Here is a 22,568-nt window from a genome sequence, read left to right as displayed (position 1 = left end):
TTTTCCCGCCCCTGCAAAACTTTTTTTTGCAGGGGCTGATTTTATATGTAACTTTGTACTCGAATTATGATAGACCAACCCACCATAGACAGAATTCTGGACGCGGCACAAATATACGATGTCGTATCGGACTTCGTCACGCTGCGGAAACGCGGAGTGAACTATGTGGGACTATGCCCGTTTCACGATGATAAGACGCCGTCATTCTACGTGTCTCCCGCCAAAGGACTGTGCAAATGTTTCGCCTGCGGCAAAGGGGGCAATGCCGTACATTTCATCATGGAACATGAACAGATGTCTTATCCCGAAGCGCTGAAATACCTCGCCAAGAAATACGGCATCGAAATCAAGGAGCGGGAACTGTCCAACGAAGAAAAGCTCGCTCAGAGCGAACGCGAAAGCCTTTTCATCGTCAACCAGTTTGCCCGCGACTATTTCCAGAATATTCTGCGCAACCATGTGGACGGACGCAGCATCGGTATGGCTTATTTTCGCAACCGCGGATTCCGTGATGACATTATCGAGAAATTCCAGTTGGGCTATTGTACCGAGAGCCACGATGCCATGGCACAGGAGGCTATAAAGAAAGGATATAAGAAAGAATTCCTCATCAAGACCGGACTTTGTTATGAAACGGACGACCACAGACTGCGCGACCGTTTTTGGGGACGTGTCATCTTCCCCGTGCATACGCTGTCGGGTAAGGTGGTGGCATTTGGTGGCCGTGTGCTTGCCAGCGCCACTAAAGGGGTGAAAGTAAAGTACGTCAACTCACCCGAATCGGAAATTTACCATAAGAGTAATGAGTTGTATGGCATCTACTTTGCCAAACAGGCGATTGTAAAGCAAGACCGGTGTTTTTTGGTGGAAGGCTATACCGATGTTATCTCCATGCACCAATCCGGCATAGAGAACGTAGTGGCTTCTTCGGGCACTGCCCTGACACCGGGGCAAATCCGCCTGATTCACCGCTTCACCAATAACATGACGGTGCTTTATGACGGTGATGCAGCCGGCATCAAGGCTTCTATACGAGGTATCGACATGCTGCTGGAAGAAGGCATGAATATTAAGGTGTGCCTCCTGCCCGACGGAGACGACCCGGACTCTTTTGCCCGCAAACATAATTCGACCGAGTTCCGGCAATTCATACAAGAGCACGAAACGGACTTTATCCGGTTCAAAACCAATTTGTTGCTGGAGGACGCGGGTAAAGACCCTATCAAACGTGCCGAATTAATCGGTAATCTTGTACAAAGCATCTCGGTCATTCCCGAAGCGATTGTGCGCGATGTCTATATCAAAGAGTGCGCCCAACTGCTGCGCGTAGAGGACAAGCTGCTGGTTTCGGAAGTTGCCAAACGACGTGAAATGCAGGCCGAGAAGCGTGCCGAACAAACGGAACGCGAGCGCAGAGCCGCGGCAAGGAACAATACGGAAGCAACAGCCGCACAAGTTCCCTACACTGAAGGAGATGCCCCCCTTACAACCGCCGACGGAACATCATTGCCGCCTGATATGGCTGCTGAATATGCCGGTTCCCCTATCCCGCCGGAAGATAATTATGTCTCTTTCATTCCCCAGGAGGGAAAAGAAGGACAGGAGTTCTATAAATACGAACGGTTGATTCTTCAGATGATTGTGCGCTACGGCGAAAAGATAATGTGCAACGCAACCAATGAAGAAGGGCAGGAAGTACCTGTAAGTGTGATTGAATACGTTATTAACGATTTGAAGCAAGACGAGCTGTCATTTCACAACCCGCTGCACCGTCAAATTTTGACCGAAGCCGCCACCCATATACATGATGCCGGATTCACAGCCGAGCGTTATTTTCTGGCACATCCGGAAACAACCATCAGCAAGCTGAGCGTGGAACTTATCAGCAACCGCTATCAGTTAAGCAAGTACCACTCAAAAAGCCAAAAGATAGTAACCGATGAAGAACGTCTTTATGAGCTGGTTCCGGCACTGATGATTAACTTTAAATATGCCATTGTCAGCGAAGAGTTAAAGCACATGATGTCTGCCCTGCAAGACCCTGCCGTAGCCAATGACGAGGAGAAATGCAACGCTATCATGAAGCGCTACTGCGAAATGCGCGAAGTGCAAAGTATCATGGCAAAACGTTTGGGAGACCGGGTGGTGCTCCCCTGACATTAAGAATTGTGACGGATAAGATTCATAAATTCCTCACGCGTCTTAGCCTGATTGAAAGCTCCCGTAAAGTCGGAAGTAGTGGTTATTGAATTCTGTTTTTCCACACCGCGCATCTGCATACACATGTGCTTAGCCTCTACCACAACCATTACGCCCAAAGGATTCAGCGTTTCCTGAATACACTCCTTTATTTGCAGCGTCATACGTTCCTGCACTTGCAGGCGGTGAGAGAAAATATCTACCACACGGGCAATCTTGCTCAGGCCTGTGATGTAGCCGTTGGGAATATAAGCCACGTGAGCTTTACCGTAGAAAGGCAACATATGGTGCTCACAGAGAGAAAAGAAATCAATGTCTTTCACAATCACCATTTGGTTATAATCTTCCTTGAACTTGGCGGAACGGAGTACTTCGTGCGGGTCCATAGAGTAGCCCTTAGTCAGTGTCAGCATAGCTTTCGCCACCCGTTCCGGCGTCTTCAGCAGCCCTTCACGTTCAGGGTCTTCACCCAACAAAGTCAATATACGATGATAATGTTCTTTCAGTTCGTCCAATGAAGGAGATACGATTTCTTCTTTTCCTAACATGAGAAGATGGAATAAATGATGAATGATGAGTTATAAATTACAGAGGAATGTTTATCTGATCTTTCACAATAGACACTTCCTTAAAAACACCCGTCGCACGCAATTGGCGCATCATGGCGTCCGCTTCCTCAATACTGCGGAAATCGCCTGCACGGCACAACCAGCGGGGCGGATTGAAAGATGTATAAACGGGAAGGTCGGGAAAACGCTCTTTTATGTTGGAAGCCACCGAATAGGCTTCATTCTTGGCCTGACGGGTGTTATTACCGGCGTATACCTGTACGCGATAGCCCGAACTCTTAATCACTTTTTGGTCGTCCGAACCGGTAGAAATGTATTCAGAGCCTATCAAAGCCCCGATACGGGCATCCTGATGAATGGACACCTTACCCTGCCCCGGCACATTACGTTCCAGGCTTTTTACGATGTTATTCTGCGCCACAGATACAGCGGCAAAAGCAAAACATACAATTAAAAGCAAACCAAGTTTCTTCATAAAAGGGTGTTTTTATATAGTTGAAAAGCCAAGCTTTAAACATAAAGAGTCGGAAGTTGGCCATTCCCTATCAGGACGGCAACTCCCAACTCTCCGTTATTAATTAAAAGCGTCGATGATACCCTTGAAGTCGGCAACTTTCAAAGCGGCGCCACCAATCAAACCACCGTCTACATCAGGATTTGCAAACAGTTCCTTTGCATTGGAAGGCTTGCAGCTACCACCGTAAAGGATAGAGCAATTTTCAGCGATTTCCTTACCATACTTTCCTTCAACCGCCGAACGGATGAAAGCGTGGATTTCCTGCGCCTGCGCCGGTGTAGCGGTCTTGCCTGTACCAATAGCCCAAACCGGTTCGTAAGCCAAGATAATCTTAGAGAAATCTTCTGCAGACAGAGAGAATACAGATGCCAGCTGAGCGGCAACCACTTCATTCTGTTTGTTAGCTTCACGTTCTTCCAGAACTTCACCGATACAGAAAATCGGAGTCAGTCCGTTAGCCAAAGCCAACTTTACTTTTTCTTCCAGGATTTCCACTGTTTCACCGTAATAAGCACGACGTTCCGAGTGACCGAGGATTACATACTTAGCGCCGGTAGAAGCAACCATAGCGGCTGACACTTCGCCGGTATATGCACCGGATTCCTTGTCCGCGCAGTTTTCTGCACCTACACCGATCTTAGCGGCATCCACCAGCGGAGTAACAGATGCGAGGTGAATAAACGGAGTACAGATGATTACATCACAGTTAGGCTTTTCGCCGACCAACGCTTCATTCAGTTCTTTTGCAAGAGCAATACCCTCTTGAAGGGTTTTGTTCATTTTCCAGTTTCCTGCAACAATGTTTTTTCTCATTTTGTTTTAATTATTAAAGGGTTAATATATTTACTGTTTATTGCCGCTCCTTACTTTTCCTTTCTCTCCGCTTGATTACCAGAATATCAATGCCGATAACCAGCGTCAAAGGTACGATAAACCATAACAATACGTAGCCTATGGTATGCAAATTATTTTCATGTTTCTGTTGCCCCAACTCCAATTTGTCCAAACTGTCGTTCAGCACATACTCATCCGGAAGCTGATTATCGCTCCATTTATTCAGGATTGTCCCGTCTTTTATCAATAACAAGCCGGGATTGGAACGGATAATCGTCTTTAGGGTAATATCATCCATTTGACAGAACGGATATTCCGCACCGGTTCTTTCACGCCACATCCCGATTTCTTCATCCGGTGAAGAAGTCAGCGCATAGAAACCATAACCATGCTCCGCACTGTAATCGTAAATCTCGTTGATAAGGTCGATATTGCTATCGTCCGCTTCTTCTATCCGGTGGGCTACCAGTAAAAAAGCATATCCTTTATCTGACAGCACACTGTCCGTTATATCCTCACCCGTACCCAAGCTTATCATAGAGAAGTCGTGAATGGGCGGTTCATAACCTTTTTCTTTCAATACGGTACGTGTTTCAACAAAGGTCCATGTACTGTCCGGATAATTATCCAATGTAAACTCCTGCCGCCTGCCGTCTTTTTCCAACACGAAACGGCTCTCGAACACACTCGGTTTCGCACCTTCGGGAATCTCCATGCCCGCCTTTATGTTCGTTCCGATCTTATAAGGGCGGAAGTCCAATACCGGCAAATATTCCAGACAATAAAAAGAGAGCGCAAAGACGAATAAAAGCGTATATAAAGATACCATCCACTCTATCTTCAGCGTAACAAAGCGGAACATAAGTTTCCGATCCCTGAACACCGCTATCGCCGCAACCAGCAATACTATGTTCTTTCCGAATGTCTGCCAGTTCGTCAACACCCAGGCATCCCCAAAGCATCCGCAGTCGGATACGGGATTTGCCAAAGCAAGATACAACGTCAGCGGGGTCATTACACCCATTAGAAGGAGCGCCAATGTCGACGCGATTTTCCGACGAACCCCGAAAAAAAGGAAAACTCCCACACAAAACTCCGCGGATGACAGAACTATGGCAAAGAGTAACGGAAGATATGCGGGAAACCATGAAATGATACCGAATGCCGTCAGATAATCCTGAATCTTATAAAAAGAGCCGAGCGGGTCGACAGCTTTCACAAATCCGGAGAAGATAAACAGTGCCGCCAGCAAAAAGCGGCAGGTATTTACCCAAACGAGTTTTATGATATGTTTTCTCTCAGTCTCCAAACTCTATCTTAATCAAACCAAATACGGAATAATTAATCATGTCCATATAATTGGCGTCGACACCTTCCGAAACCAGTGTCTGACCGGACAAACTTTCAATTTGCTTTGTACGATATATCTTCATCAATATCAAGTCCGTATACGAACTGATACGCATACTGCGCCAAGCCTCATCGTAATCATGGTTCTTGGCAAGCATCAGTTCCAATGATTCTTTCGCATATTTATCATATAAGACCATTGCTTCTTCGTTCGTTATGTCCGCAGATTCGGCATAGCCCGACTCCAACTGTATCAAACCGATGATACCGTAATTGACAATAGCTATGAACTCCGAACGAATGCCTTCGTCCACCAAAGTCACACCTTTAGTTTCAATGCTTCGAATACGATTGGCTTTAATGAATATTTGATCGGTTACGGAAGCCGGACGAAGAATACGCCATGCAGGACCGTAATCATGAAGTTTCTTAGAGAACAAATCACGACAAATAGCAATGACATGCTCAAATTGTTGCTTGGTATCTTTCATATCCTTACAAATAGGCTGCAAAGTTAGGAATAATTAAAGAAAAAAGAAAAGAGGGCACTCTAAATTATATTAAAGCGCCCTCTCCTATAGAGATTGTTTACGTTTAGAGAGTATTTTCGTTTTATGAGCAACGCAACACCTGTCCCGGACGGAGAATTGTTCTCCGGGTAATACGGTTCAGTTTGCAAAGCTTGTCGATGCTTGTACCCTGACGGGATGCGATCTTGGATAAGGTATCGCCTTTCTTCACTTTATAGAAGAGGCCTTCACCCGACGCCATACTGCGGGCCGTACCGGAAGTGCCTTTGGTCTTACGGAACGTATAAGAATCGGCAACAACGTCTTGCTTTTCAAAATCGAACATCAATGCGGGATTGATAGGAATTCCCAGAAAACGGGTTTCAAAATGCAGGTGAGAACCGGTAGAACGTCCGGTATTACCACCCAATGCAATAGGCTCTCCGGCCTTTACCAACTGGTTTATATCAACCAATTGCTTGGATAAATGCCCATAGACCGTTTCCAAGCCGTTATCATGGCGGATAACGACATATTTACCGTATCCGCGACGGCCTTGATTCTTAACGATACGTACCTTACCGTCAAACGCGGCACGGATCGTATCACCTACATATACTTTAATATCCAAACCGTAATGCGCTCTTCTTCTGCGAGGGCGATAGCCGAATACGTCAGTAATACGGGTATGTTCGGTAGGCATACAGAAGCCTTTCAAGTCAAAGGTATAACTTTCCGGCACGATAGCATTGCCATAAGCCTGCACAAATTCATTATTCCAGCTCGGATACAAATCCAGTCCCGGATACAAAGACTGTTCCGCACGGATTTGTTTCTGCAAAGCCAATGAATCTACGCTTTTAAGTTTTCTGTCAATGGGGGCTTGGCGGGCAATCAAATCCTGCGAGAAAGAGTTCAGGCTGACCATTGCCGTTGCTGCTAATAAAGCCGTTCTAATCCAATTAAAATTCATTCCGTTTCGTCATTCATTTCGATATCCGTAGAGCATATCTGGTGAATCAACCACACCTATTCTTACGCGAATATCCAGATTATTTTCAAAAATTCTCCCAAAGGTAACATTTCTCTCCGAAAAGGCGCTTGTATCATTAACTATTTTTTTGAAGCAGTAAGAATAAAAGCAGAGAATAACAGCAGATAAATCACTAACAACAAACAACTTACACTACAAACATGTTTAACAACATAAACTTGCAAATAAAGCGTATGTTTAACCGTTTTTCAACTTATAGCCGCCCAATTAACGTTTGTCTTTCGCAAGGCTTTCAGCTGTCGCCACAGTATCTCATTTTCAGGAAGAGAAGCATTCGGGTCCTTATCTACAATGGCTTGGGCAACCTCACGAACATATTGCAAAAGTTGTCCGTCACGGGCTATATCCGCTATTTTTAAATCAAAAGCAATACCGCTCTGCTGAGTTCCTTCCAAATCACCGGGCCCACGCAGCTTTAAATCGGCTTCGGCTATCTCAAAACCGTCATTCGTGCGCACCATGATTTCCAGACGTTTCCGGGTATCTTCCGCTAATTTATAACCGGTGACCAATATACAATAAGACTGGTCGGCTCCACGCCCTACACGACCGCGAAGCTGATGAAGCTGAGAAAGTCCGAAACGTTCGGCATTCTCTATTATCATCACAGAAGCATTAGGCACATTCACACCTACCTCAATAACTGTGGTGGCAACCATTATCTGCGCCTCACCGGAAACGAACAACTGCATTTGCGCATCTTTTTCGGCAGGTTTCATTTTTCCATGTACTTTGCAAACCTTGCAATCGGGAAACTCTTCACAGATGTGCAGATAACCTTCTTCCAAATTCTTGAGGTCAATCTTCTCACTCTCCTTGATTAAAGGATAAACGATATAGACCTGGCGTCCTTCATCAATCTGTTTACGCACAGAACGATACAGGCTTACACGATGGCTATCGAACTGGTGGATAGTAGCAATCGGCTTTCTTCCCGGAGGAAGCTCGTCAATAACCGATACATCCAGATCACCATAAAGCGTCATTGCCAACGTTCGCGGTATGGGGGTTGCGGTCATTACCAGTATGTGAGGCGGCTGTACGCTTTTTGCCCACAAGCGGGCACGCTGAGCTACGCCAAAACGATGCTGTTCGTCGATGACAACCAGACCCAATGATGCAAAGTTCACGGTATCTTCAATGACGGCGTGCGTACCGATAAGTATCTGTACATCTCCTGTCAGCAGGCCGGAAAGAATGGCTTCCCTGCGTTTGCCTTTGATTGAACCGGTCAACAGCTCAACCCGTACATCCATTCCATACAACAGTTCACGAATCGTTTCGTAATGTTGATTCGCCAATATTTCGGTAGGCGCCATCATACATGCCTGATAACCGTTATCAAGTGCAATCAGCATGCTCATCAACGCAACCAATGTTTTTCCGCTACCCACATCTCCTTGCAGGAGACGGTTCATTTGCTTACCCGAGCCTAAGTCCCGCCGTATTTCCTTCAACACGCGTTTCTGAGCGTTGGTCAACTCAAAAGGAAGATTACGGGAGTAAAAACCGTTGAACGTCTCGCCTATTTTCTCAAAGACATACCCCCGGTATTTACGTTGCCTGTCTTTGGCATAACGCAGTATGTTCAGTTGGACATAAAACAATTCCTCGAATTTCAGACGATATTCCGCTTTTCTCAGCGCATCCGGACTAACCGGGAAATGAATATTCAGCAAAGCATCCGTCAACGGCATCAGATGGTGTTCCGCCAACAAGGCAGGAGAAAGCGTTTCCGCCAAAGGTTCATTCAACTGCCGGACAATGTTTTTCATCATCTTCTCCATGGCGTGCGAATTGAGAGAGCTTCGCTTCATCTTCTCCGTCGTATTATAATAGGGTTGCAAACCCATAGCAGACAGTTTCAGCTCGGAAGCCGGGTCTATATCCGGATGGGCAATGTTTATCCTGCCATTAAAGACGGAAGGTTTACCGAATACGATATATTCCTGATGAACTTTATACTTCCCTATCAGATATTTGATGCCTTGAAACCAAATCAGGTCAACTACCCCCGTACCGTCTGAAAAGTGCGCTATCAATCTTCGCTGCCGTCCTTCACCGGCTGTTTCAAAACCTAAGATTTCTCCTTTTAGCTGGATATAAGGCATCGTACCGTCTATTTCCTGAATGTAATAGATACGGCTGCGGTCTACATATTTATAAGGGAAGTAGTATAATAAATCATGGAAGGAAAAGATGCCCAATTCCTTATTAAGCACCGAAGCACGTTGCGGCCCGACGCCCGACAAATATTTTATGTCACGCGTAGTTAAATCGAACATGAATCCAAAAGGGCGGTAGCTATTTTCAAATCAAAGGGAGTGGTTATTTTAATGTTTTCCCGATTACCCTCCGTCAGATAAACAGGTTTGCCTAACGCCTCAACAACCGAGGCATCGTCCGTGAAATGCGGAGTATAAGGCTGTTCATAGGCCTGTTTCAGCAAATCCGCATCAAATACTTGCGGAGTTTGCACCAGTTTGTATTCGTCACGGCTGACTGTTTCACTTCCTTCGCCGACCAAATGACGTACTGTCTCCACCACGTCTATCACAGGGATCACCGCCTGCTTTCCGGCTGCCAAGGAATAACAACGTTCTATAACTTCCCGGGCTACAAAAGGGCGGACACCATCATGCACCCCGACCAAGCCCGGTGTTGTAACAAATTCCAAACCGTTCTTCACCGAATGGAAACGTGTTTCTCCACCGTCTGCGATATGATGAGGGATTGAAAAGTCATGTTTCCGGCACAATTCATTCCAGTAAGACTGCTGGTTACGCGGAAGCACCAATATTATCCGTATCTCCGGATTGTAAGCGTAAAAGGCTTCTATGGTACACATCAATACAGGTTTTCCTCCTATCGGAAGAAATTGTTTGGGAAGTTCGCATCCCATACGCAAACCTTTACCACCGGCTACAATCAGAACATACTTCATTGGAATTACGGGTTTTGAGTATTAAAGAAACCGTGTAAAAAGCTCTTAATGTTTTTTAGGCACGGATTACACGGATTCCATCATCTTAGTTTATTTAATCCGTGTGTTCCGTATAATCCGTACCTAAAATCCTATCATTATGTAAATACCCATGCGCTTTTCACACAGCTTTTTCATAATTTATAATCAGACAATCATCGCTTCCTTCAACTCTGCGACTTTATCCTTACCTTGCAGCAATTCCACGACAGCCAAAGCAAACTCCATTGCGGCACCGGGACCTTTTCCCGTGATAATATTACCGTCTCTTTCCACCATCGCCCCGGTGCAGTCAGCGCCTTCCAGATATTGCTCGAAGCCCGGATAACAAGTAGCCTTCTTATCTTTCAACAGTCCCAACTTACCAAGCACCATAGGAGCGGCGCAAATGGCGGCAATCGGTTTCTGTTCTTCGGCAAAACGTAAAATCAATCTGCGCAAATCATCACATTTTTCCAAGGTGGCCGCACCCGGCATACCGCCCGGAAGCAATATTAAATCAGCATCGAAGAAGTCACAGTTCACTATATTCTTATCACAAAGCACCGGTACACTATGAGCGCCTGTTACAATTTCGTCAGGAGTCACTGTAATCATTTCCACATTCAAACCTGCACGTCTCATTACATCGACAGAAGTGAAAGCCTCTATTTCTTCAAAACCGTCTGCAAAAAACACATAAACTGTACCCATAATAGTTTCTCCTCTTATTTTAGATTAAAATAATACGTTATCGTTCCTGTCTGGTTATTCAACCCGCTTACAGTATTGAACCTCGCTTTCTTCGCCGCATCTTCGGCCGCTTTCCGCAAAGCGGGGTTTACAGTATTCGTCTGGCGGTTGATACTGGTTCCGATGACCTGTCCGGCAGGGTTTACAGTAATGGTAACCACTACTTTTCCTTCATCCTGTACATTATATACAGGACGCGGCAATCCGCCTTCGCCTATAGAACGTCCGCCAAGATTAAAAGTTCCATATCCGCCGGTTCCGGCTGTCGCTCCCGTCGAAGAATTCCCCGTAGGGCTTCCCTGCACGCCGGTTCCTTCCGTAGAACCTTTACTACCCATTTGCGCACCTTTACCGAAAGCTCCCGCTACACGTTTACGGGCAGCTTCTTCGGCTGCTTTCCGTTCCCGTTCCGATTTTTCAGCAGCAAGTTTACGAGCCTCTTCGGCTTTTTCAGCCTCGGTCTTTTCGGGTTTCTTTATTTCTTTCTTCTTTTCTTCCGCTTTAGGCTTTATGGCGACGGTCTCTTCATCTTCCTGCGTCAACATCTCTTGCTCTGCCTCTTCCGGCACTTCCGGAGCCGCTTCTTCCGGCATAGTCTCCACTTCTACCAAAGAAGGATCGGCAACGCCCCAGGCATCGGACGTTTCTCCCATCATCACAGGCACACCGCCTTCCTCCGACTGTTCAGGCAACGTAAATCCTACCAGTATCAAAAGGGCAATGACAACAACGTGTACCAACAGCGCCCCTGCCAATCCTATATATTTTCCTTTCTTCTTCTGATTCACCGTTTCGATTTACGATTTAGCTATTTACGATTGAAACCGTTTACTTATTCTCAGGCGGGCGTGTAGCCAACACCATTTTGAAGTGGTTCTCATTAGCGATATTCAGCACTTTCACAATCTCCCGATAAGGAACGGATTCATCGGCATATAACGCCACATACATTTCGGGTTCTTTCGCTGCGCACGATTGCAGGAAAGGAGTCAAACCATCCAAAGTCAACGCCTGTTCCTTGTCGTTACCGAAAGCCGCGTAATAATTCAAATCCTTATCGATGATAACCCTTGTCAGCGGCTTGGCGGATGTCTGCTGTTTTCCCTGCGGAAGCAATACCTTGATTGCATTCGGCGATACTACCGTAGAAGTAATCATAAAGAAAATCAACAGCAGGAATATAACATCCGTCATGGACGCCATACTGAAATTGGGCGATATTTTTGCTCTACGTTGTAACACGCTCTCCTATTTATGATTTATAACTTATGATTTTATTTGGCAGGCTCGTTCAGCAAGTCCATGAAAGCCATTGTCTTGGCTTCCATCTTGTTTACGACACCATCCACCAGCGTCACCAGATAATTATAGGCAAACATAGCGATGATACCCACAATCAGACCGCCTACGGTGGTAATCATAGCCTCGTATATACCGCCCGAAAGCAGGGTTATATCGATATTATTACCGGCATTCGCCATTTCAAAGAAAGCGCGTACCATACCGGTCACCGTACCCAAGAAACCGATCATCGGAGCACCGCCGGAAATGGTAGCCATGATAGTCAATCCTTTTTCCAACTTTGCCACTTCGATATTACCTACATTTTCTATGGCAGCCTGCACATCGTTAACCGGACGTCCCAAGCGGCTGATACCTTTCTCTATCATACGGGCGGAAGGCGTATTGACGCTGCGGCAATAAGCGATGGCAGCCTTAATCTCACCACCCAGAATATAATCCTTGATTTTATCCATAAACATAGGGTCTTCCTTACCCGCCTTACGGATAACGTAATTCCGTTCAAACAAGATATAGAAGCAGATAACGGAGAGAACTCCGAGAACTATCATAATCCAACCGCCCTTGACAGCCATACTCCATAAATTCATTTCATCGGGAGCGGCAACAGGAGTAAGTACCGGATTGGCGCCGGCGATAGAATCGGCCAACGCCGGAGCCGCCTGGGCTAATAACAACATAAGATTCATCAGCGGAGACAGTTTTTATATTCCTGAATGGTGCGTTCCAATCCCAGATACAAAGCATCGCTAATCAGCGCATGACCGATGGAAACTTCATCCAGCCAGGGTATGTTTTTATAGAAATAATTCAGATTCTCCAAGCTCAGGTCGTGACCGGCATTCAGCCCCAGTCCCAGGCTGCGCGCTATTTTGGCCGCTTCCACAAAAGGAGCTACCGCAGCTTCCTTTCCTTTCGGGAATGCCGTAGCATAGGGTTCGGTATAAAGCTCCACACGGTCTGCGCCGGCTTTGGCGGCATACTCTATCATCTCCGCATCGGTAGACACGAATACAGACGTACGGATACCGGCGGTATTGAACGCTTCCAGTACTTCCGTCAAAAATTCAAGGTTGGTTTTCGTATCCCAACCGGAGTTGGATGTCAACTGAGTGGGACTGTCCGGAACCAACGTCACCTGATGCGGCTTTACCTTCAACACCAAATCTATAAATTCGGGGGCGGGATAACCCTCTATATTAAACTCCGTACGCAACAACGGACGCAAATCGAAAACATCCCTCTTACGGATATGCCTTTCGTCGGGGCGCGGGTGTACCGTTATACCGTCGGCGCCAAAGTTTTCACAATCCAACGCTACTTTTACAACATTAGGCACATCGCCTCCACGCGCGTTACGTAATGTTGCCACTTTATTGATATTTACACTTAATCTAGTCATAATTCGGCTTATAGTTTGGGGCAAAAGTACAAATAATAGCAATATGTTGGCAGCATTCTGAGAAAAAAACTATTTTTGCATCCTACAAAAACAGAAAACAATTATGAAATTTGCCATATTCGGAAATACTTACCAGGCGAAGAAGTCATCGCATGCCGAAAACCTTTTCCGCCTGCTGGCTCAGCGCAAAGCACAGCTCTGTGTCTGCCGCGAGTTCTATAATTTCCTGACTTCCGACCTACACCTCAACATCCCCTCCGCCGAATTGTTCGACGGTGACGATTTCTGCGCCGATATGGTTATCAGCATCGGCGGTGACGGCACGTTCTTGAAAGCCGCCAGCCGCGTCGGCAAAAAGAATATTCCCATTTTGGGTATCAATACAGGACGTCTCGGCTTCCTGGCCGACATATCGCCCGAAGAAATGGAAGAAACGATTGATGAAATTTACAACAACCACTATAAAGTAGAGGAACGCAGCGTATTGCAGTTGAAGTGCGATGACGAAAAACTAATGGAATATCCTTATGCCCTGAATGAAATAGCCGTCCTGAAACGCGACAGTTCATCCATGATCAGTATTCATACGGCAATCAACGGAGCGCATCTTACCACTTATCAGGCTGACGGTTTGGTTGTAGCCACCCCTACGGGCTCTACGGCTTATTCATTGAGTGTCGGCGGTCCGGTCATCGTTCCTCATAGCAAGACGATTGCAATTACTCCCGTTGCCCCTCATAGCCTGAACGTACGTCCCATCGTCATCTGTGATGACTGGGAAATCACGCTTGAAGTAGAGAGCCGCAGCCACAACTTCCTCGTAGCCATCGACGGACGGAGCGAATCATGCAAAGAAACCACACGGCTCACCATTTCACGTGCGGACTATTCCATAAAAGTAGTGAAGCGCTTCAATCATATCTTTTTCGATACGTTGCGGAATAAAATGATGTGGGGGGCGGATGTAAGATAAAAAAAGGAAGTTAACTTCGCGCCAACAACGAAGTTAACTTCCTTATATCAAGATGTTAACTAATTATCTACCTTTCAGTTAACTTCATTCAGGCTTCGATGTTAACTGCTTCAGCAGATGTTCCACCGCAGCTTTCAATTGCGCATCATCTCCGTTTATCGCCTCTTCCGGAGTATTGTATATCAAAATATCCGGTTGTAAAGTATGGTTTTCCAGATAATTACCCTGCATATCCATGCAACCCACCTGTGGAATGCCGAACACGATACTCGGATCGATCTGGCGTTCCCACCATACGGCTGTCATCGTCCCGGCAACGGGAGTGCCCACCAATTTACCGATACCCAAAGTCTTGTAAACAAAAGGAGTACCATGGGCATTGCTGTAATTGTCCTCGCAAACCAACATACAGGACGGTTTCAACCATTTATTAAACGGATCGCTGCCGATATACTGCCCGCGCGGCACAAAGCGTTCATATTCTTTTCCGCCAAGTAATGTCACCACATCATCGTGCAGCCATCCGCCACCATTATGACGGACATCCACCACTACCGCCTCTTTGTTACGGTTACGTCCCAGCAATTCGGAATACATCTTACGGAAACTCGGACTATCCATTCCCTTGATATGAACATAACCGATACGTCCGCCGGACAGTTCCTCTACTTTCTTACGGCAATTCTCCACCCACCTCTTATAAAGGAGTTCGCTTTGCGCCGCATAAGTAATCGGTTTGACCGTCTCTTCAAAGTGTTTCTTCGTACCCGGGTCATAAACCGAAAGAATCGTTTTACGATTAGCCTTACCCTCAAGCAACGGGAAATAATCCATACCCGCCTTGACAACCACACCGTCTATCTTCTCGATTATACAACCGGGCTTGACATCGGTTTTCTTTTTGGTCAGAGGACTTTGAGCGATGATTTCCTTGATTTTCAGTCCATCACCGGTATACGATTCATCATAGAATACGCCCAATGCAGCCGTAGGCAGTGTTGCACCGGAAGCATAATAACGCGCTCCCGTATGCGAAGCGTTCAGCTCACCCAGCATTTCACTCAGCATTTCCGTAAAGTCGTAGTTATTATTGATATATGGCAAGAAGCGTTTATAGCTCGCCTTATAGCCCATCCAGTCCGTTCCCTGCAAATCTTCCACATAGAACTTATCATCCACCTGTTGCCAAACATGGTCGAAAATATACTCACGTTCTCCATAAGGACGATAATCGAAGAAGGCCTCAAACTCAATCGGAGTAACTTTACCGCCTTCTGCCTCTATTTTCTTCATACCTTCGCTGCTGCAAAGGAAAATATTCTTTCCATCCTTATCAGGCAACAAAGCACCCGCGCCTACATCTTTCAAAAGAACCTTGGTTGAATTTTCTTTCAAATCATGCTTCCAAAGGTCGTAACCGTCTTCAAAAGTAGACAGGTAATAAAGCGCATCCCCTTTCGGAGTAAGTACGGCATCCGCCATGTGCGAAGAGTTAACTGTCAGACGTACAATGCGGTCGAAGCGATTTTCCAAATCAAATTTCAAAGGTTCCGCCTTCTTTTCTTTCGCTGCATCCCCGTCCTTTTCTGTCTTATCACCTTTCTTTTTGGAATCTTTCTTCTTATCCGCTTTTTCCTTTGCTTCCTTTTCCGCTTTTTCGGCCTCTTCCATCAAAGCGGTTTCTTCTTTACTCATCAGGAAGCGGTCATAAGCCTCGGCATCGAAAAACATGATATAGGTATCATCTTCGGCTCCCCAACTGCCATGGCTGCGATATCCGGCACGGTCGCTCGTCCAAATCATCGCTTTTCCGCCTAATACCCATTTGGCGTTACCGTCTGTATAGCCGCTTTCGGTCAGGTTTATCATTTCTCCTTTTCCGTCGGCATTCAGCAACACGACATCCTTATTGTTCCAACCGCCGATGCCTATAAAATCAGAAAGAATCCACTTGCTGTCAGGACTCCACCGGAACCACTGGTCGCCGTCGGAATAAGAGTACTGATACTTGGCATCCATTACGGTACGTACATCTTTCGTTTTCAAGTTGATGACACGGATAGCCGCACGGTTCTCCAGAAATGCCACTTCTTTCCCGTCGGGACTGTACTGCGGTTGGAAAGAGGTCACATCCGAATCGGTCAACCGTTCCTCTTTCAACTCCGTAGCGTATGTAAACTGTTTTTCATCCTTACGGACAATAGCGGAAGTATAAAGCTGCCAGAGCCCGTTACGCTCGGAAGCATATACCAACGAACGGCCGTCGGGAGCAAAATCAACATCACGTTCCTGACAAGGCGTATTTGTAATCTGTTTGGTGGTTTTATAGTCAACCGAAGTTACATACACATCTCCACGAAGCACAAAAGCCACTTCCTTGCCATTAGGCGATAAAGCCATTTCCGTTGCCCCGCTACTCTTAATCTGGCGAATCAAATCCTTGTCGCTTCTGTCGGAAACAATGCTGATATTCACTTTCCGAGGTTCTCCTCCCGGAGTTAAGGTATAAATTTCCCCGTCATAACCGTAACAAAGCCTGCCGTCGGCAGCAATGCTGAGAAAACGCACCGGTTGCTTGGTATGACGGGTGACCTGCGTGGCGGAAGTTGCGTCGGGAGTACGCTGATATACGTTGAAAGTTCCGTTTTCTTCACTCAGATAATAAAAAGACTTTCCATCGGGCGCCCAAACCGGTTCGCGGTCTTCACCGCCAAATGCAGTCAGTTGTCGGTAAGCGGGTTTTTCATCCGGTGCATACATCCATATGTCACGTGCGATGGGCGATACCTGATGCTTACGCCAATAATCTTCATAGCCTTTCTTATCCTGATAAAGTATCGTCCCTTCCTTATTAATAGAAATACGCTCCATCGGCATCGGCGAATAAAGGACAGGACGGCCGCCCTCTACCGACACTTTATATACTTGCCGGAATTGTCCGTTGGAAGGGAAGAGAACCGTTTCGGCAGACGGCATAATATCCGCGGAAAACAGAATATGTCCGGCATCGCTAAACGCCACAGGGATTTCGCTCCCCGAATGGGTAGTCAGCCTGCGAGGCTCGCCGCCCTCTTTGGAAACGATATAGACATCCATGCTCCCCATACGATCGGAAGCGAAAGCGATGCGTTTGCTGTCAGGACTCCATACCGGTTCCGTATCATGGGCGGGATTGGTAGTAAGCTGCATGGCACGCCCACCACCGACCGGCACTGTATAAATATCGCCTTTATAAGTGAAAGCAATCGTAGTCCCATCGGGAGAAATGGCGCAATGACGCATCCAAAGCGGAGTATCCTGCGCAAAAGCAAAGCTTGCCATACAGGCGGCAAGGGTTAATAATAGTTTTTTCATATAATAAGTGTTGTTTTCCGCCGTTTGTCATTCAGAGCATAACGAACGGCATTAGGATAATGGGAAAAATGCAAAAGCCCCACGACTTTTCCTTTCCGGTAAAAGTTCGTGAGGCTTTACTTATACTTTAAGTTACCCCCTCAATCAGAGAGCGCCTACTTCTTTCAGAGCAGCGTTGGTTTTGTGAACGGCAGCAGCGCTGGCAGCAAATTTAGCTTTTTCATCAGCGTTCAGTTCCAGTTCAACAATCTTTTCGATACCGTTCTTGCCGAGAATAACGGGAACGCCGATGCAAATATCGGACTCACCGTATTCACCTTCCAGATATACAGAGCAGGGAACCATCTTCTTTTGGTTGTGGATGATAGACTCAACTACATAAGCGCCTGCCGCACCCGGAGCGTACCATGCAGAAGTACCCAGCAACTTAGTCAGCGTAGCACCGCCCACCATAGTAGAAGCAACGACTTCGTCCAGCTTTTCCGCGCTCAACAGCGTGCTTACCGGCTGGCCTTTGTAAGTAGCCAGACGAGCCAAAGGAATCATAGTAGTATCACCATGACCACCGATAACCATACCTTCCACTTCGTTGGCATTGCAACCCAGAGCCTGAGACAAGAAGTATTTGAAACGAGAGCTATCCAAAGCGCCGCCCATACCGATGATGCGGTTCTTAGGAATACCCAAAGATTTCAAAGACAAATAAGTCATAGTATCCATCGGGTTAGAGATAACTACGAGGATAGCATTAGGAGAATATTTCAGAATGTTCTGCGCAACCGACTTAACGATGCCTGCATTCACGCCAATCAACTCTTCACGAGTCATACCCGGCTTACGGGGAATACCTGAAGTGATTACGACAACGTCGGAATTGGCAGTCTTCTCATAATCGTTGGTACAACCTACAATAGTGGTGTCGAAGCCCAACAGCTGAGCAGTCTGCATCATATCCATTGCTTTACCCTCTGAAACGCCTTCTTCGTCAGCCACTTCATTAAAGGCTAACACATTAGCGCATGTAGCACCTACGTTACCTGCACCTACTACGGTTACTTTTGACATAATTTCTAAAGTTTTTGTTTATTAGTGTTCTATAAAGTTGCCACAAAAGTACAACGACATTCCTGATTAAAGAAATATTTCCGTAATAATTTTAGTTAAATGAAGAATTTGATAGTAGTTAGTGGTTAGTGATTGGTGATTAATGATTATTTTTGCGGTGATTTACGATTATAGGGGGAAGCAACCCATCTGTTAATCGCCAATCGCTAACCACTAAACACCATCAAAATGGCCAATAAAAAAAATACGCTTCAGATTATCATCGGAAGTCTTTTGATACTATTATTAATAGGTGTCACCGTGTTATTGATTTCGGAGAAACGAACCAACAACGAGTTGGTACAGGAGTTCAACCTGGAAAAGGAAGACCTGGAGAACCAATATACCGACTTCGCCAAACAATATGACGAACTGAAACTTACCGTTTCCAACGACTCCCTTTCCGTACTTCTGGAGCAGGAGCAGCTGAAGACACAACGTCTGTTGGAAGAGCTCCGTACCGTAAAAAGCACCAATGCCACCGAAATTCGCCGCTTGAAAAAAGAACTGGCGACCCTTCGTAAAGTAATGATCGGCTATATCAACCAGATAGACTCCCTGAGCCGTCTCACTACCCACCAAAAGGAAGTGATAGCCGATGTCACCCGTAAGTATAACGTCGCCTCACAGCAAATCAGCAACCTTTCCGAAGAAAAGAAAAACCTGAATAAAAAGGTTACGCTCGCAGCTCAGCTGGATGCTACGAACATCAACATCCAGGCTACCAACAAACGAGGCAAAACAGCCAAAAAGGTGAAAGACGTCGTTAAACTGAAAATCAACTTCACAATCGTCAAGAATATAACCGCCGAAACTGGAGAACGCACGCTCTACGTCCGTATCACCAAACCGGATAATGACGTACTGAGCAAAAGCGCTTCCAACACATTCCCGTATGAAAATCGCGAACTGGTATACTCCATCAAGAAATATATAGAGTATAACGGCGAAGAACAGCATGTTACGGTTTATTGGGATGTCGAAGAGTTTCTGTATGCGGGAAGCTATCGCATAGACATATTCTCGGACGGAACGCTCATCGGCTCTCAATCGTTCAACTTGGATTAAGTTCTAAAAAAGCCCTAATTTATTTTGCAATATCATTGAAACCCTATACATTTGCATCGTTGTTTATGCAATAATTGTTGCTTTATTAAACAACGGATTCACTACTATTCTAATGTATAGATACAATGAAAAAGTTCTTCTGTTTCATCTGTTTGACCTGCCTGACGCTTCCAGCGGTTGCACAGGACGTTTTAAGCTTGGATAGTTGCCGTGCATTGGCAATTGCCAATAACAAGGAACTGCTGATCGGTCAGGAAAAAATCAAAGCGGCGCACTACCGGAAAAAAGCGGCGTTCACGAGCTATCTGCCCCAAATATCCGCTACCGGCGGATATATGCGCAATCAAAAAGAGTTTTCTCTGCTGAATGATGCGCAGAAAGGCGCGCTCGGCTCCGTAGGAACACAAGTAAGCGGCGCGTTACAGAACGGTATTCAAGGTATGATAACCCAATACCCGCAACTGACACAAAACCCGCAATTCATGGCGCTCGTCCGGTCATTGGGCAACATAGACATTGCCACTCCGCTGAATGGATTAGGACAGTCGCTTGTCGATGCCTTCCGTACCGACACACGTAACATGTACGCCGGGGCATTGACACTGACCCAGCCATTGTATATGGGCGGTAAAATACGCGCTTACAACAAGATTACCAAATATGCCGAAGAACTGGCGCGCCAACAGCACAACAGCGGGATGCAGGAAGTCATTCTAAGTACCGACCAGGCATATTGGCAAGTCGTATCTCTCGCCAATAAAAAGAAATTGGCGGAAGGCTATCTTGAACTTTTGCAAAAGCTGGAAAGCGATGTAGACAAGATGATTGCCGAAGGAGTAGCTACCAAAGCGGACGGATTGTCTGTCAAAGTAAAAGTAAACGAAGCCGAAATGACACTGACAAAAGTGGATGACGGTTTAAGCCTTTCCAGAATGTTGCTATGCCAGCTATGCGGATTAGACCTCAGTACCCCCATTGCTTTAGCGGATGAAAAGGAGAACGACTTAACCCTTATTCCGGCAGACAACAGCAGTATCGATATAAATAATGTATATGCCACGCGCCCGGAAGTACGCAGCCTGGAACTCGCCACTCAAATCTACAAGCAGAAAGTGAACGTCACCCGTTCGGAGTTCCTGCCGTCCGTAGCCCTCATCGGAAACTATATGGCAACGAATCCTTCCGTATTCAACAGCTTTGAGAACAAATTCAAAGGCATGTGGAATGTAGGCGTCATGGTCAGTGTACCTATCTGGCATTGGGGAGAAGGTATTTATAAAGTAAAAGCCGCCAAGTCCGAAGCCCGTATCACCCAATATCAACTGGACGACGCCAAAGAAAAGATAGAACTGCAAGTCAGCCAATCGGTTTTCAAAGTAAACGAAGCAGCCAAGAAACTTATCATGGCTGAAAAGAACCTGGAAAAGGCAAATGAGAACTTACGCTACGCCACCCTCGGATTCGAGGAAGGAGTAATCCCGGCAAGCAACGTATTGGAAGCGCATACCGCCTGGCTGTCCGCCCAGTCGGAGAAGATAGACGCCCAAATAGACGTGAAACTGACGGACATCTATTTAAAGAAGGCAATGGGAAGTTTAAGGGTTGAAAATTATAAATCTGAAATCATAAAATGAATACAAAATCACAAAACAGTAACATGTTGCTGGCATTCCTCACTTTAACGGGAGTGATTGCCATCGTTGCTCTGGTGGGTTTCTTCATGCTGCGCAAGGGACCGGAAATCATACAAGGCCAGGCGGAAGTAACAGAATACCGCGTATCGAGCAAAGTACCGGGGCGTATCCTGGAGTTCCGGGTGAAAGAGGGACAAAGCGTACAGGCCGGAGATACGCTTGCCATTCTTGAAGCTCCGGACGTACAGGCGAAACTGGAGCAGGCACGTGCCGCCGAAGCCGCCGCGCAAGCCCAAAACGAAAAGGCGCTGAAAGGCGCCCGCCAAGAACAAATACAGGCAGCCTACGAAATGTGGCAGAAAGCCCAAGCAGGACTTGCCATAGCAGAGAAATCGTACAAGCGTGTAAAGAACCTGCACGACCAGGGAGTAATGTCCGCCCAAAAGCTGGATGAAGTTACCGCCCAGCGCGATGCCGCGCAAGCCACCGAGAAAGCCGCCAAAGCCCAATACACCATGGCAAAGAACGGGGCGGAACGTGAGGACAAGGCCGCCGCGGCAGCTTTGGTGGAACGGGCAAAAGGAGCCGTCGCCGAGGTAGAGTCATACATTAAGGAGACTTACCTGATAGCCCAAACCGCCGGTGAAGTCTCCGAGATATTCCCCAAAACAGGCGAGTTGGTGGGTACAGGTGCCCCCATCATGAATATCGCTATTATGGACGACATGTGGGTCACTTTCAATGTGCGCGAGGATTTATTGCAAGGATTAGGTATGGGAACCGAATTTGAAGCCTTCATCCCCGCTCTTGACAGGAACATCCGGCTGAAAGTATACTACATGAAAGACCTCGGCACATACGCCGCCTGGAAAGCCACCAAGACTACCGGACAATTCGACTTAAAAACATTCGAGGTAAAGGCGTCTCCGCAGGAGAAAGTAGAAGGGCTGCGTCCGGGAATGAGCGTGATATTGAAAAAGTGAT

General features: G+C 46.4%; 20 protein-coding genes. 5 read left to right on the top strand and 15 right to left on the bottom strand.

The annotated features are described in order from the left end of the window. The first annotated feature begins 66 nt into the window (after nucleotides 1-66). Nucleotides 67-2,157: a DNA primase gene (dnaG, locus tag BHV73_RS01600; protein WP_087425075.1), complete on the top strand. Its 2,091-nt coding sequence runs from the start codon at nucleotides 67-69 to the stop codon at nucleotides 2,155-2,157. A gap of 2 nt (nucleotides 2,158-2,159) precedes the next feature. Here dnaG and folE read toward each other — a convergent pair whose 3' ends face one another. The 13 genes from folE to BHV73_RS01535 all read right to left on the bottom strand — a co-directional run bounded on the left by folE (nucleotide 2,160) and on the right by BHV73_RS01535 (nucleotide 13,451). Next, the gene (gene folE / locus BHV73_RS01595) at nucleotides 2,160-2,747 is read right to left on the bottom strand and encodes a GTP cyclohydrolase I FolE (protein ID WP_004288383.1); all 588 of its coding nucleotides are present in this window, start codon (nucleotides 2,745-2,747) and stop codon (nucleotides 2,160-2,162) included. 37 nt (nucleotides 2,748-2,784) lie between these two features. Next, on the bottom strand, nucleotides 2,785-3,243 hold the full coding sequence (locus BHV73_RS01590; RefSeq protein ID WP_196052443.1) for an SPOR domain-containing protein: 459 nt from the start codon (nucleotides 3,241-3,243) through the stop codon (nucleotides 2,785-2,787). A gap of 99 nt (nucleotides 3,244-3,342) precedes the next feature. Next, entirely contained in the window at nucleotides 3,343-4,098 is a 756-nt protein-coding gene (tpiA, locus tag BHV73_RS01585; RefSeq protein WP_195620534.1) for a triose-phosphate isomerase, read from the bottom strand. A 37-nt stretch (nucleotides 4,099-4,135) separates the two neighbouring features. Further along, the gene (locus BHV73_RS01580) at nucleotides 4,136-5,428 is read right to left on the bottom strand and encodes a BT_3928 family protein (RefSeq protein ID WP_087412911.1); all 1,293 of its coding nucleotides are present in this window, start codon (nucleotides 5,426-5,428) and stop codon (nucleotides 4,136-4,138) included. Further along, on the bottom strand, nucleotides 5,418-5,960 hold the full coding sequence (locus BHV73_RS01575) for a DUF1599 domain-containing protein (protein WP_009122734.1): 543 nt from the start codon (nucleotides 5,958-5,960) through the stop codon (nucleotides 5,418-5,420). The genes BHV73_RS01580 and BHV73_RS01575 overlap by 11 nt, the downstream gene beginning before the upstream one ends. Before the next feature lie 121 nt (nucleotides 5,961-6,081). After that, a complete protein-coding gene (locus tag BHV73_RS01570; RefSeq protein WP_009122735.1) occupies nucleotides 6,082-6,951 on the bottom strand; it encodes a M23 family metallopeptidase in 870 nt (289 codons plus the stop codon). Nucleotides 6,952-7,220: 269 nt separating this feature from the next. Then, nucleotides 7,221-9,317 carry an ATP-dependent DNA helicase RecG gene (recG, locus tag BHV73_RS01565; RefSeq protein ID WP_087412910.1) on the bottom strand — a complete coding sequence of 699 codons (2,097 nt, stop codon included), beginning with the start codon at nucleotides 9,315-9,317 and terminating at the stop codon, nucleotides 7,221-7,223. Continuing rightward, on the bottom strand, nucleotides 9,305-9,976 hold the full coding sequence (locus tag BHV73_RS01560) for a 2-C-methyl-D-erythritol 4-phosphate cytidylyltransferase (protein WP_087412909.1): 672 nt from the start codon (nucleotides 9,974-9,976) through the stop codon (nucleotides 9,305-9,307). The genes recG and BHV73_RS01560 overlap by 13 nt, the downstream gene beginning before the upstream one ends. 186 nt (nucleotides 9,977-10,162) lie before the next feature. Then, the gene (locus BHV73_RS01555) at nucleotides 10,163-10,708 is read right to left on the bottom strand and encodes a DJ-1 family glyoxalase III (protein WP_087412908.1); all 546 of its coding nucleotides are present in this window, start codon (nucleotides 10,706-10,708) and stop codon (nucleotides 10,163-10,165) included. A gap of 14 nt (nucleotides 10,709-10,722) precedes the next feature. Continuing rightward, on the bottom strand, nucleotides 10,723-11,535 hold the full coding sequence (locus tag BHV73_RS01550) for a TonB family protein (RefSeq protein ID WP_087412907.1): 813 nt from the start codon (nucleotides 11,533-11,535) through the stop codon (nucleotides 10,723-10,725). A 40-nt stretch (nucleotides 11,536-11,575) separates the two neighbouring features. Then, nucleotides 11,576-11,950 carry an ExbD/TolR family protein gene (locus BHV73_RS01545; RefSeq protein ID WP_009122740.1) on the bottom strand — a complete coding sequence of 125 codons (375 nt, stop codon included), beginning with the start codon at nucleotides 11,948-11,950 and terminating at the stop codon, nucleotides 11,576-11,578. A gap of 71 nt (nucleotides 11,951-12,021) precedes the next feature. After that, nucleotides 12,022-12,738 carry a MotA/TolQ/ExbB proton channel family protein gene (locus tag BHV73_RS01540; RefSeq protein WP_087412906.1) on the bottom strand — a complete coding sequence of 239 codons (717 nt, stop codon included), beginning with the start codon at nucleotides 12,736-12,738 and terminating at the stop codon, nucleotides 12,022-12,024. Further along, nucleotides 12,738-13,451 carry a pyridoxine 5'-phosphate synthase gene (locus BHV73_RS01535; protein WP_009122742.1) on the bottom strand — a complete coding sequence of 238 codons (714 nt, stop codon included), beginning with the start codon at nucleotides 13,449-13,451 and terminating at the stop codon, nucleotides 12,738-12,740. The genes BHV73_RS01540 and BHV73_RS01535 overlap by 1 nt, the downstream gene beginning before the upstream one ends. 103 nt (nucleotides 13,452-13,554) lie before the next feature. Here BHV73_RS01535 and BHV73_RS01530 point away from each other — a divergent pair, with 103 nt between their 5' ends. Continuing rightward, nucleotides 13,555-14,424: an NAD kinase gene (locus BHV73_RS01530; protein WP_009122743.1), complete on the top strand. Its 870-nt coding sequence runs from the start codon at nucleotides 13,555-13,557 to the stop codon at nucleotides 14,422-14,424. A gap of 84 nt (nucleotides 14,425-14,508) precedes the next feature. On the opposite strand, the gene BHV73_RS01525 is transcribed toward BHV73_RS01530, so the two are convergent. Both BHV73_RS01525 and BHV73_RS01520 read right to left on the bottom strand, forming a co-directional pair. After that, nucleotides 14,509-17,778 carry a S41 family peptidase gene (locus BHV73_RS01525; protein ID WP_286736101.1) on the bottom strand — a complete coding sequence of 1,090 codons (3,270 nt, stop codon included), beginning with the start codon at nucleotides 17,776-17,778 and terminating at the stop codon, nucleotides 14,509-14,511. Nucleotides 17,779-17,922: 144 nt separating this feature from the next. Continuing rightward, the gene (locus tag BHV73_RS01520; RefSeq protein WP_286736100.1) at nucleotides 17,923-18,843 is read right to left on the bottom strand and encodes a malate dehydrogenase; all 921 of its coding nucleotides are present in this window, start codon (nucleotides 18,841-18,843) and stop codon (nucleotides 17,923-17,925) included. Nucleotides 18,844-19,071: 228 nt separating this feature from the next. On the opposite strand from BHV73_RS01520, the gene BHV73_RS01515 reads away from it, so the two are divergent. The 3 genes from BHV73_RS01515 (at nucleotide 19,072) to BHV73_RS01505 (ending at nucleotide 22,567) form a co-directional block, all read left to right on the top strand. Further along, on the top strand, nucleotides 19,072-19,950 hold the full coding sequence (locus tag BHV73_RS01515) for a DUF8429 coiled-coil domain-containing protein (protein WP_009122746.1): 879 nt from the start codon (nucleotides 19,072-19,074) through the stop codon (nucleotides 19,948-19,950). Between the two features lie 125 nt (nucleotides 19,951-20,075). Next, entirely contained in the window at nucleotides 20,076-21,584 is a 1,509-nt protein-coding gene (locus tag BHV73_RS01510) for a TolC family protein (RefSeq protein WP_286736099.1), read from the top strand. Then, nucleotides 21,581-22,567, top strand: coding sequence for an HlyD family secretion protein (locus BHV73_RS01505; protein WP_009122748.1), 987 nt, complete (start codon nucleotides 21,581-21,583; stop codon nucleotides 22,565-22,567). Before BHV73_RS01510 ends, BHV73_RS01505 begins: the two co-directional genes overlap by 4 nt. The last annotated feature ends 1 nt before the right edge of the window (nucleotide 22,568 follow it).

This window comes from Bacteroides sp. 44_46 (genome assembly GCF_001915465.1).
GTDB classification, from domain to species: Bacteria; Bacteroidota; Bacteroidia; order Bacteroidales; family Bacteroidaceae; genus Bacteroides; species Bacteroides clarus.
This window is presented reverse-complemented; position numbering and strand designations above follow the sequence as displayed.